The sequence below is a fragment of the Actinomyces gaoshouyii genome, assembly GCF_002076915.1.
GTDB lineage: Bacteria > Actinomycetota > Actinomycetes > Actinomycetales > Actinomycetaceae > Actinomyces > Actinomyces gaoshouyii.
Window position 1 is genome coordinate 626,519 of record NZ_CP020468.1, and the last position, 14,308, is coordinate 640,826.

Genomic DNA, 14,308 nt, shown 5'->3' on the forward strand with positions numbered 1-14,308 from the left:
CGCACCCGGCCGCCTCACGGGGGAGGAGGCCCGCTGATGACTCTCGAAGACCTCCTCCTGCTCGCCAGGCGCTCCTGGCGCGTCCTCGCCATCGGTGTCCTCGTGGGAGCTCTCCTCGCGGCCGGCGCGGCCCTGCTCGGCCCCAGGTCGTACACCGCCGCCTCCATCGCCTACGTCAAGGTGGACGCCTCGATCGCCGCCGCTCAGGACAACCCGACGAGCTACCAGCTCGTCGCCTCCCAGCTGGCCGAGCGCAAGGCCAAGTCCCTCCTGCCGGTCATCACCTCCGAGACCGTGGCCCAGGGGGTGATCGATTCCCTCGGACTCGCGGGCACGACGCCCACCGCCCTGGCCGGCTCCATCAAGGCCAAGCACGTCACGGGCGCGGACACGGTCGTTGTCGAGGCCACCGCCGACTCGCCCGAGCAGGCCCGCAGGATCGCCGATGAGACCGTCCGGCAGTCCAACGCGGAGTTCGCCGCCCTCAACGGCGACGACATCCCCGTCGGGGTCGAGCTCATGACCTCCGCCGAGCTGCGAGCCGCCCCCCGATCACCGTCGATCACGATACTCATGGGCGCCGGGGTCCTCGGCGGGCTCGTCCTGGCGTACCTGGGCATTCTCGTGGTCGAGGTGCTCAACAAGCGGGTGCGCGGCGCCGGAGAGGTCCTGGCCGTCCTCGAGTCGCCGGTCCTGGGGGTTCTGCCGCACTCCGATCTCATCCGGAACGGTGCGGACGCCTCCGACCCGGCCATCGAGGAGGAGCTGCGCAAGCTGCGCACCAACTTCATCCGCGCCACGGCGACCGCCGGACGCAGTGCCGTCATCTCATCGGCCGTCCGGGGCGAGGGGCGCACCACCATCACGGTGGGCCTGGCCCGGGTCCTGGCGATGTCCGGGCACCGCGTCGTCCTCCTCGAGGGGGACCTGCGCGCCCCGTCCCTGGCCTCCGTCCTGGGGGTGGACGGCCGTCGCGCCGGCCTGGCCCAGGTGCTCGCCGGCACCGCCTCCTCCGACGACGTCCTCGTGCGCACCTCCATGCCGGGCCTGTCCGTCATCCCCGCCGGGGCGCTGCCGGGCAACCCCTCCGAGCTCCTGGGCTCCTCGCGGATGGCCGAACTGCTGGAGAGCCTGTCCGCCGAGGCCATCGTCCTCATCGACTCCCCGCCGACCTCGCAGGCCACCGATGCTGCCGTGCTGGCCGCCCAGGCCGACGGCGCCCTGCTCGTGGTCTCCACCGGCACCACCACCACCACCCAGTTGCGCCAGGCCGCGCAGGCTCTCGAGCAGGGCGGCGGGAGGATCCTCGGCGTCGTCCTCAACGCCGTCAACAAGCGGGGGCTTCTCGACGGCGGCCGCGCGGGTGCGCTCATGCCCGGTGGCGCGAGCCGATCCGGCGCCGCCCGCGGGGAGATCGGCGCCGGGGCCCCCGCGCCCGCGATCCCGGCCCGCGACAACGGCACCGCGGGGCTCCTGGCCGACCGATCGGCGGAATCATGATCCAGTCGTCCTCCTTCAGCGCCGTCCCGACGGCGTCCGAGGCCTGGAGGAGGAGGACCTTCTTCCGCCGGGGCCTGCGGGCCGGAGATCTCGTGATCATCCTGCTCGTCGTCGTATGCGTGGAGAGGCTGTGCCATGTCACCGGCCGCGAGGACATCGGCACCGGAGTCGTCCCCGCCCTCGTGATGCGCGCCCTGCTCATCGCGGCGGTCGCCGTGACCTGGGGGATGCTGCTGACCAAGGCCGATGTGTACCGCGACAGGGTCCTGGGGCACGGAGCCACCGAGTACAAGCGGGTCGTGTGGGCCACCGTCCTGGAGTTCGCGGGGTTCTCGATCCTGGGCTACATGGTGGGGGTGCGGCTGCCCACCTCCTACCTCGTGGCCGCGCTCGCGATCTCGATCGTGGCCCTCCTGGCCTGGCACTGGGCCGCCCGGCGCCGTCTCATCCGCCTCTCCGCCGCGGGGAGGCTCGCGCAGCCCGCCTACGTCGTCGGATCGACTGGCGCCGTGGCCTCGGCGATCGCCGAGCTCGCCCGGCAGCCTGGCCTCGGACTGCAGATCCGAGGCGCCTTCATCTCCGATGAGGGCCCCCTCGGGGAGCGCCCCGACCTCCCCGTGCCCATCATCGGGGGAGTGGGAAGCCTGCAGGACACCGTGGAGAGCTCCGATGGCATCGCCGTCGTCGTCGCGGAGGACTCCGGGCTCACCTCCGCCATGATCCGCCGACTGAGTCAATCCCTCGGCGCCGAGGGACGCCTCATCATGCTGCCTCCGCTCCTGCAGATCGCCAGCTCGCGGCTGTGGATGCGCTCGGCCAGGGGCCTGTCCGCCATCGAGATCCAGCAGCCCCGCGCCGATGTGGCGCACTCGCTGGTCAAGCGCGCCACGGACATCATCGCATCCTCGCTGCTCATCGTCCTGCTACTGCCCGTGTGGCTCATCGTTCCGCCGCTGATCTGGATGCAGGACCGCGGCCCGATCCTCTTCCGCCAGACCCGCATCGGCCTGGACGGCAAGCCCTTCCAGATCTGGAAGTTCCGCTCCATGCGGATCAACGCCGACGCCGAGCTCGCCGGGCTCCTGCGCGAGCAGAACCGCACGGACAGCCCCCTGTTCAAGGTCGACAACGACCCGCGCATCACCCGCGTGGGCGCCTTCCTGCGGCGCACCTCCATCGACGAGCTGCCCCAGCTCTTCAACGTCCTGGCGGGCTCGATGAGCCTGGTGGGTCCGCGCCCCCAGGTGGCAAAGGAGGTCGCGCTCTACGACGATGAGGCCGCCCGGCGCTTGCTCTCCAAGCCCGGGATCACTGGGCTGTGGCAGGTCAGCGGTCGTTCCTCCCTCACCTGGGAGGAGGCCATCCGCCTTGACCTGTTCTACGTGGACAACTGGACCCCCGGGCTCGACCTGTGGATCCTGCTGCGCACCGTCAAGGCCGTCCTCCTCCTGGACGGCTCGGCCTGACTACCTCCGGCCCGGGTGGGCCCTGCCGGGGCCACCCATCGTCCGCGCCCACCGCTCTCCCCTCATCCCGATGCCTTATCGCCATCGACGCGCTCTCCCAGGCGCGCGGGGCACCACTGAACGACCCTGATGATCCGGCCCCGCGAGGGCCGGGAGGAGAGGAGCACCCATGCGCATCTCGATGATCGGATGCGGCTACCTCGGCGCCGTCCACGCGGCGTCAATGGCCGAGATCGGGCACGACGTCGTGGGGATCGACGTCGACGAGCACCGGATCAGCGCCCTCGCGGCCGGGAGGGCGCCGTTCTTCGAGCCGGGCTTCGAGGAGGTCCTCTCGCGCAACGTCGCCTCCGGGCGCCTCCGCTTCACCGCGGACATCTCCGCCGCCGAGGGTTCCCAGGTCCACTTCATCGGCGTCGGGACCCCTCAGACGCCCTCCGGCGCGGCGGATATGACGTATGTGGACAGCGCCGTCGACGCCCTCGAGCCCCACCTGGGCAGGTGCGTCGAGGGCGAGGAGATCGTCGTCGGCAAGTCGACCGTCCCCGTGGGCACGGCCGCGCGCCTGGCCGAGCGCTTCGACGCCGCGGGCACCACCCTGGTGTGGAACCCCGAGTTCCTGCGCGAGGGCTTCGCGGTCAAGGACACCCTGGAGCCCGATCGCATGGTCTACGGCCTGCCCGCCGACACCTTCCGGGCCGAGGCGGCCATCGCCGTCCTCGACGAGGTCTACGCGCCCATCCTCGCCACCGGCGTCAAGCGCCTGACCATGGATTACGCAACGGCCGAGCTGGTGAAAGTCAGCGCCAACTCCTTCCTGGCCCTCAAGATCTCCTTCATCAACGCCGTCGCCCAGGTCTGCGACGCCGCCGGCGCCGATGTCACCTCCCTGGCCGAGGCCATCGGCCTGGATGCGCGCATCGGCCACCGATTCCTGCGCGCCGGCATCGGCTTCGGCGGGGGATGCCTGCCCAAGGACATCCGCGCCTTCCAGGCGCGCGCGGCCGAGCTCGGCACGGGCGAGGCTCTCGACATCCTCGCCGAGGCGGACCGGGTGAACCTGCGGGCGCGTTCCGTCGTCCTCGACAAGGCCCGCCAGATGCTCGATGATGGGCTCGACGGCGCCCGCGTGGCGATCCTGGGAGCCGCCTTCAAGCCGGACAGCGACGATATGCGCGACTCGCCTGCTCTCGAGATCGCGGGTCTGCTCGCCGCCGCCGGCGCGCGCGTGGCCATCACCGATCCCCAGGCCGGCGCCATCCTCGCTGAGCAGGGCCGCGAGGGCCTGGAGGTCTGCGAGACCGCCGATGAGGCCCTGCGAGGAGCCGATCTGGCCGTCCTGACCACCGAGTGGCGCCAGTTCACCTCCATCGATCCCGTGCGGGCGGCCTCCCTCATGCGCCGCACCAACGTCATCGATGGCCGCAACTCCCTGGACGCGGGGGCGTGGAAGGGCGCGGGCTTCTCCTACATGGGAATGGGCCGGCGCTGAGGGGGCATCCGGGCCAGTACAGTTGTCTCTCGCGGGCACGGTGCGGGCCCGCGGGCGATGAGGAGGACTGATGACCCACCACCAGGGATCCGGCGGCGCGGCGAGCGCTGAGGGCGAGCCGACCGGTCGGGCCGAGAACGGCGCCAAGGGCTCCCACCCGGGCGCGGCCTTCGGTATTCCCGCCCGCGCCACCGCCGAGGAGGTCGTCGACGCCGTCTTCGGCACCGGGGGCGCAAGCACCGGGGCCCGGGACGGCGGGGAGGGGATCGACCCCGGGCTCCTGCCCTACCTCGAGGCCGCCGACGCCTCCGCGGCGGGCGGGGGGCAGGATCCCTCCGCGCCGGGCCGCAACCTCGCCGAGGCCCGCCGGGCCGCCGGTGAGCGGGATGAGGCGCGATCGGCGGCCGAGGCCGAGGACCTGGCGGCCTTGCGCGAGCTCGTCGCGCACAACATGCTGGCCTCGGGCGACCCGGACGAGCTCGACGCGCTCCTGGCCGAGGTCGACGCCGACGGCTCCGATGACTGGGAGTCCTGGGAGCCGGTCCTGCCGGACGCCGATGGCGATCCCGACGGAGGGCAGAAGGCTGACGCGGCGAGGGACGGCGATCCCGGCGAGGGGGACGCCCACCGCCGGGCCCTGCTGGCGGCCGCCCGCGGCGTCGAGGTGGGCGAGCGCATGCGGCAGGTCGAGGCCGAGATCCTCTCCCGCGCCCCCGAGCACCGCGTCCAACCCTCCCTGGAGCGCATTGAGGCGGTGATGGACATCCTGGGCCACCCCGAGCGCGCCTACCGGGTCATCCACATCACCGGCACCAACGGCAAGACCTCGACAGCCCGCATGACCGAGCGGCTGCTGGCGGCCGCGGGCCTGCGCACCGGCAGATTCACCAGTCCGCACCTGGCCACGATCCGCGAGCGCATCAGCCTGGACGGCGAGCCGATCAGCGAGGAGGGCTTCATTGCCGCATGGGAGGACGTCGCCCCCTACATCGCGATGGTCGATGAGCGCTCCACGGCCGGGGGCGGCCCGAGGATGAGCTTCTTCGAGGTTCTCACCGTCATGGCGCTGGCGGTCTTCGCCGATCACCCCGTGGACGCCGCCGTTATCGAGGTCGGTATGGGCGGTACATGGGACTGCACGAATATTGTGGACTCCGATATCGAGATCATCACCCCCATCGGCCTCGACCACGCCGCCTGGCTCGGCAGCACGATCCGCGAGGTCGCCGAGAACAAGGCCGGCATCATCAAGGACGGGGCCACCCTCATCACCTCGCTCCAGGATCCCCGGGCGCAGGAGGTCATCGCTGCCGCGGCAACCGAGCACCGGGTCGTGTGGCGCAGGGAGCTCGATCCCCAGGAGGACCCGGGTGAGCCGGGGGCCGGCGAGTTGAGCGTGCGCTCGCGAGAACTGGCCGTGGGCGGCCAGCTCGTCACGCTGGCCACGGCGGCCGCCGTCTACGAGGACGTCTTCGTGCCCCTCCATGGCGAGTACCAGGCGCGCAACGCGCTACTGGCGCTCGCGGCCGTCGAGGCCTTCTTCGGGGGGCGCGCCCTTCCACCGGCCCTCGTGGAGGAGGGCTTCGCCTCGACGACATCCCCGGGGCGCCTGGAGGTCCTGCGGTCCTCCCCGACCGTCATCGTCGATGCCGGGCACAACCCGCACGGCGTGTCAGCCCTCATGCCCGCCGTTGAGGAGGCCTTCGGCTTCACGCATCTCGTCGCCGTCATGGGCGCCATGGCGGACAAGGACGTTGAGGGGATCCTATCGGTCCTCGAGCCCGCTTGCGACGCTGTCGTCTGCGTGCCCATCGACTCGCCCCGGGCCATGGACGTCGAGGACCTGGGGGCCGTCGCCCGCGAGGTCTTCGGGGAGCACCGCGTCCAGGTGGCGCAGGCGCTCGCCGACGGCGTCGACCGCGCCGTCGCGCTCTCCGAGGGCGGTGATGCCCCGATGACGTCCTCGGGCGTGCTCATCGTGGGCTCGGTGATCTTGGCCGCCGAGGCCCGGGCCCTGTTCCGCCGCCCCTGAGCCCGCGGGCGCGATATCGTCGTCCCACCGCGGCGGCCGGTGCGACGAGATCCGATCACCGGTCCCGCCCGTCACCGACGTCGAAGGACACCCATGACCGCCTCACCCAGCCGCATCCTCATCCTCGTCAAGCCCGACGGCGTGCGCCGCCGCCTCACCGGCGAGATCCTGCGCCGCATCGAGGCCAAGGGCTATTCCCTGGCCTCCCTCAAGCTCGTCGTCCCGACTGAGGAGGTCCTCGCCGCCCACTACGCCGAGCATGTGGAGCGCCCCTTCTACCCCGGGCTCGTGGAGTACATGACCTCCGGGCCGGTGGTCGCCGCCGTGGTGGAGGGCCATCGCGTCATTGAGGGCTGCCGCTCCCTCATGGGCGCTACCGATCCGACGACGGCCGCGCCCGGCACCATCCGGGGCGATCTTGCCCGCGACTGGGGATCGAGCGCCATCGAGAACCTCGTCCACGGCTCGGACTGCGAGGCCTCCGCGGCCCGCGAGATCGCCATCTGGTTCCCCGAGCTCGGCTGAGGCCCTCGCTGGCTCCCACGGGCGCGATGGCGGCCCGCCCCTTCCGGGGCGGGCCGCCATCGCGCGAGGACGGTCAAGGACGATCCGGGGCCGGCGGATCGGATCAGTGGCGTCAGTAGTGGCTGACCACGGTCGTGCCGTTGTCCGCCCAGGTGTACATCCACTGGGCCTCGTCAACGGGCATGTTGAGGCAGCCGTGCGAGCCCGAGTAGCCGAAGGACGAGCGCCACGGGGCCCCGTGGAAGGCGTACCCGCTGTGGAAGTAGCTCACCCAGGGCACGTCCTCAGTGACGTAGTCGGAGCCATCGGCGTTCTGGCCGCGCATCGTCTGCGTCGCGTACTTGAGGTAGACGCGGTACGTGCCGGTGACCGTCGGCGTCTCCGCGGCGCCATCGACGATCGAGACGGGCCCGCGCACGACGGTCGCCCCCTCGTAGGAGGTCACCGTCTTGGCGGAGAGGTTGACGTCCACCCATTTCTCACCGGGGGCGGCCTGGTAGATGAGGCTCTCGGCGCCGTCGGCGATGGCCCGCTGCGTCCACTTCTCCTCGCCGACCTCCATCTCGAAGGCCCCGGAGTAGCCGGTGCCCTTGCCCAGGGCCTCGGCGATCGAGGCGGACAGGGCGTCGGCGTTCTTGACCGTCCGGCTCTTGATCGCCTCGACGGGGGTCGCCACGACCTCGCCCTTGGAGTTGACGTTCCTCGTGCCCTGGACCTCGTCGATGTTCTCCTCACTGGCCTGATCGGCCACCCAGGAGGAGACCTCAGCGGAGTCGATCGACAACGTCGGCGCGGCGTCATTGCTCGTGGAGACGGTGATCCAGGAGGCCTTGGTGGAGGCGTCGGGGCTGTAGGAGGTTTTGCCGGAGGCGTTGGAGATCGTCACGTCCTGGCTGATCCAGCTGTTCGCCGTATCGGCCACGGCCTGGGCGTCCGCGTCCGAGACCGCGGGCGGCTGGGTGGTCATCGACACGGAGGCGCTGGTGGGGGTCAGGGTCGAGGCGGCCTCGGCGCCGGCCCGGGCCAGCGGGGCGGGATCGATGCTCGTCCCCGACACGGCCGGTGTCACCGTGAAGGAGGTCCCCTTCGCGTTGAGCGAGACCTCGGCATTGCGCGCGCGGACCTTGTCGGTGGGGATGAGCGAGGAGGCGTAGGCGTCGGTGACGGAGGCGTCAGTGGTTATGACCACGGGGATGTCCTCGGAGGAGAACAGTGAGGCCAGGCGATCCCCGGCGCTGGCGCCCCGCGCTAGGGCAGCGTCGGCCGTTGCGCCTGGATCCACGGTGATGCCGAGGTCCGCCAGCGTCGCGGTGGCGGTCACGTCCCCGGACACCGCGACCGTGGCCGACTCCGACTTCGAGGCGATCATCGAGGAGATCTCATCGCGCGTCATGCCCGACACGTCGGTCCCCCCGATCGCGGTTCCAGGGACGGCGCGGTCCGCGTAATGGCTCGCGTAGGCGTAAGCGCCCGTGCCCGCGCCGGCCACGAGCAGCAGTCCCAGCCCGGCCCACAGAGGCCAGCGGCGATGGCGTCCGGGCGCCGCCGCCTCGGTGCTGTTGTCCAGAAGAGTCTCCGCGGTCATCACATGCCCTCGATCGTGCCCGCCCTGTGAGCCCCCTCCTCGGGGAGGGGAGGGACGCGCTGTCCCCGTCCGGCCCCGCGTGCGCGCAGGGCCGTCCGTGCGACCATCACACGCCAGTCCGCTTACCGAGTCAACGCCCTTCCCTGCATGTTTCCTGTGAGATCCCTTAATGATCGTGAGATTTTGCGGGTCACGGGGCGTCCGTGAGGAATCCCCCTGGGTCCCGGTGGGCGGATACTCCCGGAGCGCCTGGGCGGCGGGCGGTGATGGGCCGCGGTGCGCGGGTGACGGGTCAATGACGGGCGCTGTTGAGCGCTGCCGGGCGCGGGAGCCCCGTGGGCGCGCGCCCGGGGGCGGCAGGATTAGACTCCTGCCCATGTCTGCCATCTCCTCCGCCGAGGTCGCGCGGGTCGCGTCGCTCGCGCGCGTGGCCCTGACCGATGAGGAGGTGACGCGCCTGGCTGGTGAGCTGGACGCCGTCGCCTCCTCCTTCGCCAGGGTCACCTCCGTTGTCACCCCCGATCTGCCTGCGACCTCCCACCCCGTGCCGCTGGCCAATGTCCTGCGCGAGGACATCCCCGGCCCGACCCTCGATGTCGACGAGCTCCTCGCCGGCGCTCCGGTGGCCGAGGACTCCATGTTCCTCGTGCCCCAGATCCTCGGAGAGGAGTCCGGCTCATGAGCGAGGCCCGTTCCCTGTCCGCCCTCATCCGGGCCACGGCCGCCGAGCAGGCTGAGGCCCTGGCCGGAGGCGAGGTGAGCTCCCGTGAGCTCACCAGCGCCCACCTGGAGCGCATCAGCGCTGTCGACGGCGCCATCGGGGCCTTCCTCGACGTCGATGCCGACAAGGCCCTGGCCGATGCCGACGCCGCCGACGCCGCCCGCGCCGCCGGACGAGCCGATGGCGGGGCCCCGCACGAGCTCACCGGCGTTCCCGTGGCCGTCAAGGATCTCTTCGCCACCCGTGGGCAGGTCACCACGGCCGCCTCCAGGATCCTTGAGGGATGGGTTCCCCCTTATGACGCCACGGCCGTGACGGCGCTGCGCGAGGCGCGCCTGCCGATCCTGGGCAAGACCAACCTCGACGAGTTCGCCATGGGCGGCTCCACCGAGCACTCCGCCTTCAAGCGCACCGCCAACCCGTGGGACCTCGGGCGCATTCCAGGGGGCTCCTCGGGCGGCTCGGCCGCTGCGGTGGCCTCCTATGAAGCGCCGTTGGCCCTGGGCACCGATACCGGTGGCTCGATCCGCCAGCCCGCCGCCGTCACCGGCACCGTCGGCGTCAAGCCGACCTACGGCACCGTCTCGCGCTTCGGCGTCATCGCCATGGCCTCCTCCCTGGACACGCCCGGCCCCATGGCCCGCACCGTCCTGGACACCGCCCTTCTGCACGACGTCGTCGGCGCGCACGACCCGCTCGACTCCACCTCGTTGGACGACGCCCCCCGAGGCATGGCCGCCATCGTCCGCGCCGCCCGGGCGGGACGGGACCTGACGGGCCTGCGCGTGGGCGTCATCTCCGAGCTCGATGGCGGTGAGGGCTACGACCCCGGCGTCATGGATTCCTTCCATGCCGCCCTGGCCCTGCTCGAGGCGGCCGGTGCGAGCGTGGAGACGATCAGCCTGCCCCACCTGGACTACGCGCTCGACGCCTACTACCTCATCATGCCCGCCGAGGTGTCCTCCAATCTCGCCCGCTACGACGGCATGCGCTACGGCCTGCGCGTCGAGCCCGCCAGCGGCCCCGTCACCGCCGAGACCGTCATGGCCGCCACCCGCGGCGCGGGCTTCGGCGACGAGGCCAAGCGGCGCATCATCCTGGGCACCCACGTGCTCTCCGCAGGCTACTACGACGCCTATTACGGGTCCGCGCAGAAGGTCCGCACCCTCGTGCAGCGCGACTTTGCCGCCGCCTGGGAGCGCGCCGACGTGCTCGTCTCCCCGACGGCGCCGATCACCGCCTACCGCTTCGGGGAGAAGGACGATCCCCTGGCGATGTACACGCTGGACGTCACGACGATCCCGGCCAACCTGGCGGGCATCCCGGGCATGAGCCTGCCCTCGGGGCTGAGCGGGGGCCTGCCCGTCGGCTTCCAGATCCTGGCGCCGCAGCGCGCCGATAACCGCCTTTACCGCGTCGGCGCGGTTCTGGAGGCGGCCCTGGAGGAGAGCTGGGGCGGGCACCTGCTGGCCCAGTGCCCCGAGTTGGAGGAGGAGCAGCGATGAGCGACACCCTGATGGACTACGACGAGGCCGTGCGCCGCTACGACCCGGTCATCGGCCTGGAGGTGCACGTCGAGCTCGGCACCGCCACGAAGATGTTCGACGCCGCCCCCAACGCCTTCGGCGGGGTGCCGAACTCCCGCGTCACCCCCACCTCCGTGGGCCTTCCCGGCGCGCTGCCGGTGGTCAACAAGCGGGGCGTGGAGTACGCGATCCGCATCGGCCTGGCCCTGGGCTGCCAGATCGCCGAGTCCTGCCGCTTCGCGAGGAAGAACTACTTCTACCCCGACCTGGCCAAGGACTTCCAGACCTCCCAATCCGATGAGCCCATCGCCTTCGATGGCGCCCTGGAGGTCGAGCTCGGGGACGGCGCGCTGTTCACCGTGCCCATCGAGCGCGCCCACATGGAGGAGGACGCGGGCAAGAACACCCACATCGGCGGGGCTGACGGCCGCATCGAGGGTGCCAGCCACTCCCTGGTGGACTACAACCGCGCCGGCGTGCCACTGGTAGAGATCGTCTCCCGCCCGATCATCGGCGCCGGGGCCAGAGCTCCGGAGGTGGCCGCCGCGTACGTTCGCTCCCTGCGCGATATCTTCAGGGCCCTCGGGGTGAGCGAGGCCCGCATGGAGCGCGGCAATGTGCGCGCCGACGTCAACGTCTCCCTGCGCGAGGGCCCGGACGCGCCATTGGGCACCCGCACCGAGACGAAGAACGTCAACACCTTCCGCGGGATCGACGCCGTCATCCGCTACGAGATCTCCCGTCAGGCCGCCATCCTGGCCAGTGGGGGGCGGGTCCTCCAGGAGACCCGCCACGGCCAGGCCGACGGCACGACGCGCGCCGGGCGCGTGAAGTCCGACGCCGACGACTACCGCTACTTCCCCGAGCCCGACCTCGTGCCAGTGGCCCCCAGTCGGGAATGGGTCGAGCAGATCCGTGCCGCCCTGCCCGAGCTGCCCGCTGCTAAGCGCCGTCGCCTCAGGGCCGAGTGGGATCTCAGCGACTCCGAGATGCGCGACGTCGTCAACGCCGGGGCCCTGGAGCTCATCGAGGCCACTGCCCAGGCCGGCACCACCGGCCAGGCCGCCCGCAAGTGGTGGATGGGCGAGCTCGCCCGCGCTGCCAAGGAGCGGGAGACCGCGTTGGAGGAATTGGCGATCACTCCGGCCCAGGTGGCCGAGCTCCAGGGGCTCGTGGACTCCGGGCGCCTGACCGACAAGCTCGCCCGGCAGGTCCTGGCCGGCGTGCTCGCAGGCGAGGGCGATCCCGAGGCCGTCGCCTCCGCACGCGGCCTGGAGGTCGTCTCCGACGAGTCCGAGCTCACGGCCGCCATCGATGAGGCGCTGGCCGCACAGCCCGACGTCGCCGACAAGATCCGCGGCGGCAAGGTCCAGGCCGCCGGCGCGATCGTGGGCGCCGTCATGAGGGCCACCAAGGGCCAGGCCGATGCCAAGCGCGTGCGCGAGCTCATTATGGAGCGCATCCAGGGCTGAGGCCCGGGCCTCCGATCCCATCGGTGCCCTGGCGCCCGCCCATCGTGGGCGCGCCGGGGCACCGCTCATGGGGGAGGAGCGGTCGACGGGCCTGGGGAATCGGACAAGCGCGAATCGTCTTGCCTGATGGTCGCCCCGAGTCCGGTCCGTGGGGCGAGGGGGATAGGCTTCGGCCGAATCATTCCCATTCCAGGTGGTCGGCGAGCGGCGCCGACGGACACCGCTTCGAAGGAGCCATCATGGTCCAGCCCAGCCCCAGTTACACCGTGGCCCTGCACATGGAGGTTCCCGCGTCCCAGCGGGTCGTCGCGAAGCTGGTGGACACGGCCACTGCGACGGGCGCCGTCGTCACCGGCGTCGATGTCTCGGACTCCGACGGCGACAGCCTCGTCGTCGACCTGACCGCCGACACCCGCGACTCGGTGCATCGCGGTGAGCTCGTCGAGGCGCTGAGCGCCATCGACGGCGTTATCGTCGAGAACGTCGGGGATTCCACCTTCCTCGCGCACGTCGGCGGGAAGATCGAGATCGCGTCGAAGTACCCGGTGCGCAACCGCCGCGACCTCGCCCGCGTCTACACCCCCGGCGTGGCCCGCGTCTGCAAGGCCATCCATGACCACCCCGAGCGGGCCCGCAAGCTGACCATCAAGAAGAACACCGTCGCCGTGGTCACCGATGGCACTGCGGTGCTCGGCCTGGGGGACATCGGCCCGGCCGCCGCGATGCCCGTGATGGAGGGCAAGGCCATCCTCTTCAAGCAGTTCGGCGGTGTCGATGCCTGGCCCGTCGCCCTGGACACGAAGGACCCCGAGGAGATCATCGCGATCTGCAAGGCCATCGCCCCGGCCTACGGCGGTATCAACCTCGAGGACATCGCCGCCCCCAAGTGCTTCGACATCGAGGCCCGCCTGCGCGAGGAGCTGGACATCCCCGTCTTCCATGACGACCAGCACGGAACCGCCGTCGTCACGCTCTCCGCCCTCATCAACGCGCTCAAGGTGGTCGGCAAGCGCATCGAGGACGTGCGCATCGTCCTGTCCGGTGTGGGCGCGGCGGGCAGCGCCATTGCCAAGCTCCTCATGGCCCATGGCGCTACGGACATCGTGGGCTACGGGCGCACCGGCGCCCTGCACAGCGGGGACACCGAGGGCATGAACGAGCACCGCAAGTGGCTCGCTGAGAACACCAACCCCCGAGGGGTGACCGGCACGCTCAAGGAGGGGCTCGCCGGCGCCGATGTCTTCATCGGCGTGTCGTCCGGCAACCTGCTGGCCCCCGAGGACCTCGATGTCATGGCCGACGGCGCGATCGTCTTCGCCATGGCGAACCCGACCCCCGAGGTCGATCCGATCGGCGCCGCCGACCATGTCAGCGTCGTGGCGACCGGCCGCTCGGACTTCCCCAACCAGATCAATAACGTCCTGGCCTTCCCCGGCCTCTTCCGGGGCCTGCTCGATACCGGGATCACCAACATCTCCACCGAGCTCCTGCGCGCCGCGGCCACCGGCATCGCCTCGGTGATCAGCGACGCTGAGATCAGCCCCGTCTACATCATCCCCAACGCCTTCGACGCGCGCGTGTCCGCCGCCGTGGCCGCCGCCGTGTGCCGCTTCGCCGAGGACTGAGGCGAGCGGCCGCGATCGATCGTGAGGGGGCCCGGTCCGCGGACCGGGCCCCCTCACGATCGATCGCGGACCGGGCGGGGACCGGGACACCGGGCGGGGACCGGGACGGGGTGTGTTCTGCTTCATGCTCGGAGGATTTGACCTTATGGGGACGTCGCGGGCTAAAGTTCCCTTCGTTGCCGCGAGGGCCCGAGGGGCCCGAGGGCAGCACCGGAGAGAGTTTCGGAGCGATATGGGAGATGAGGGTCACGGACTCTCGATTTGACCGGCAAGTATCGATCCGATAAAATTCTCCAGCGCCTTCTTGTGGTGGTGGCCCTTGTTGTGGGGTTGTTGTTGTGGGGTGGGTGTGTTGTTTGAGAAC

General features: G+C 71.2%; 10 protein-coding genes. 9 read left to right on the forward strand and 1 reads right to left on the reverse strand.

The annotated features are described in order from the left end of the window. Positions 1-36: 36 nt before the first annotated feature. The 5 genes from B6G06_RS02500 to ndk all read left to right on the forward strand — a co-directional run bounded on the left by B6G06_RS02500 (position 37) and on the right by ndk (position 7,015). Entirely contained in the window at positions 37-1,500 is a 1,464-nt protein-coding gene (locus tag B6G06_RS02500; protein ID WP_164505182.1) for a tyrosine-protein kinase domain-containing protein, read from the forward strand. Next, positions 1,497-2,966, forward strand: a complete 1,470-nt coding sequence (locus B6G06_RS02505) for a sugar transferase (RefSeq protein WP_080462433.1) — start codon at positions 1,497-1,499, stop codon at positions 2,964-2,966. Before B6G06_RS02500 ends, B6G06_RS02505 begins: the two co-directional genes overlap by 4 nt. Positions 2,967-3,135: 169 nt before the next feature. After that, complete coding sequence (locus B6G06_RS02510) at positions 3,136-4,458, forward strand: UDP-glucose dehydrogenase family protein (protein WP_081170832.1); 1,323 nt, start codon at positions 3,136-3,138, stop codon at positions 4,456-4,458. Between the two features lie 70 nt (positions 4,459-4,528). Beyond that, a complete protein-coding gene (locus tag B6G06_RS02515) occupies positions 4,529-6,490 on the forward strand; it encodes a bifunctional folylpolyglutamate synthase/dihydrofolate synthase (RefSeq protein WP_081170834.1) in 1,962 nt (653 codons plus the stop codon). A gap of 93 nt (positions 6,491-6,583) precedes the next feature. Then, complete coding sequence (ndk, locus tag B6G06_RS02520; protein ID WP_081170836.1) at positions 6,584-7,015, forward strand: nucleoside-diphosphate kinase; 432 nt, start codon at positions 6,584-6,586, stop codon at positions 7,013-7,015. 112 nt (positions 7,016-7,127) lie between these two features. On the opposite strand, the gene B6G06_RS02525 is transcribed toward ndk, so the two are convergent. After that, the gene (locus B6G06_RS02525) at positions 7,128-8,600 is read right to left on the reverse strand and encodes a L,D-transpeptidase family protein (protein ID WP_080462429.1); all 1,473 of its coding nucleotides are present in this window, start codon (positions 8,598-8,600) and stop codon (positions 7,128-7,130) included. A 376-nt stretch (positions 8,601-8,976) separates the two neighbouring features. Here B6G06_RS02525 and gatC point away from each other — a divergent pair, with 376 nt between their 5' ends. The 4 genes from gatC to B6G06_RS02545 all read left to right on the forward strand — a co-directional run bounded on the left by gatC (position 8,977) and on the right by B6G06_RS02545 (position 13,944). Beyond that, the gene (gene gatC / locus B6G06_RS02530) at positions 8,977-9,282 is read left to right on the forward strand and encodes an Asp-tRNA(Asn)/Glu-tRNA(Gln) amidotransferase subunit GatC (protein ID WP_081170838.1); all 306 of its coding nucleotides are present in this window, start codon (positions 8,977-8,979) and stop codon (positions 9,280-9,282) included. Further along, positions 9,279-10,826 (forward strand): Asp-tRNA(Asn)/Glu-tRNA(Gln) amidotransferase subunit GatA, encoded by a 1,548-nt coding sequence (gene gatA / locus B6G06_RS02535; RefSeq protein ID WP_080462427.1) that lies wholly within the window; start codon positions 9,279-9,281, stop codon positions 10,824-10,826. Before gatC ends, gatA begins: the two co-directional genes overlap by 4 nt. After that, the gene (gene gatB / locus B6G06_RS02540; protein WP_080462426.1) at positions 10,823-12,319 is read left to right on the forward strand and encodes an Asp-tRNA(Asn)/Glu-tRNA(Gln) amidotransferase subunit GatB; all 1,497 of its coding nucleotides are present in this window, start codon (positions 10,823-10,825) and stop codon (positions 12,317-12,319) included. The genes gatA and gatB overlap by 4 nt, the downstream gene beginning before the upstream one ends. A 239-nt stretch (positions 12,320-12,558) precedes the next feature. Beyond that, entirely contained in the window at positions 12,559-13,944 is a 1,386-nt protein-coding gene (locus B6G06_RS02545; RefSeq protein WP_080462425.1) for an NAD-dependent malic enzyme, read from the forward strand. The last annotated feature ends 364 nt before the right edge of the window (positions 13,945-14,308 follow it).

Coding starts and splice junctions, on each gene's coding strand:
- B6G06_RS02500 (WP_164505182.1), top strand. CDS start 37: ATGACTCTCGAAGACCTCCTCCTGCTCGCCAGGCGCTCCTGGCGCGTC.
- B6G06_RS02505 (WP_080462433.1), top strand. CDS start 1,497: ATGATCCAGTCGTCCTCCTTCAGCGCCGTCCCGACGGCGTCCGAGGCC.
- B6G06_RS02510 (WP_081170832.1), top strand. CDS start 3,136: ATGCGCATCTCGATGATCGGATGCGGCTACCTCGGCGCCGTCCACGCG.
- B6G06_RS02515 (WP_081170834.1), top strand. CDS start 4,529: ATGACCCACCACCAGGGATCCGGCGGCGCGGCGAGCGCTGAGGGCGAG.
- ndk (WP_081170836.1), top strand. CDS start 6,584: ATGACCGCCTCACCCAGCCGCATCCTCATCCTCGTCAAGCCCGACGGC.
- B6G06_RS02525 (WP_080462429.1), bottom strand. CDS start 8,600: ATGACCGCGGAGACTCTTCTGGACAACAGCACCGAGGCGGCGGCGCCC.
- gatC (WP_081170838.1), top strand. CDS start 8,977: ATGTCTGCCATCTCCTCCGCCGAGGTCGCGCGGGTCGCGTCGCTCGCG.
- gatA (WP_080462427.1), top strand. CDS start 9,279: ATGAGCGAGGCCCGTTCCCTGTCCGCCCTCATCCGGGCCACGGCCGCC.
- gatB (WP_080462426.1), top strand. CDS start 10,823: ATGAGCGACACCCTGATGGACTACGACGAGGCCGTGCGCCGCTACGAC.
- B6G06_RS02545 (WP_080462425.1), top strand. CDS start 12,559: ATGGTCCAGCCCAGCCCCAGTTACACCGTGGCCCTGCACATGGAGGTT.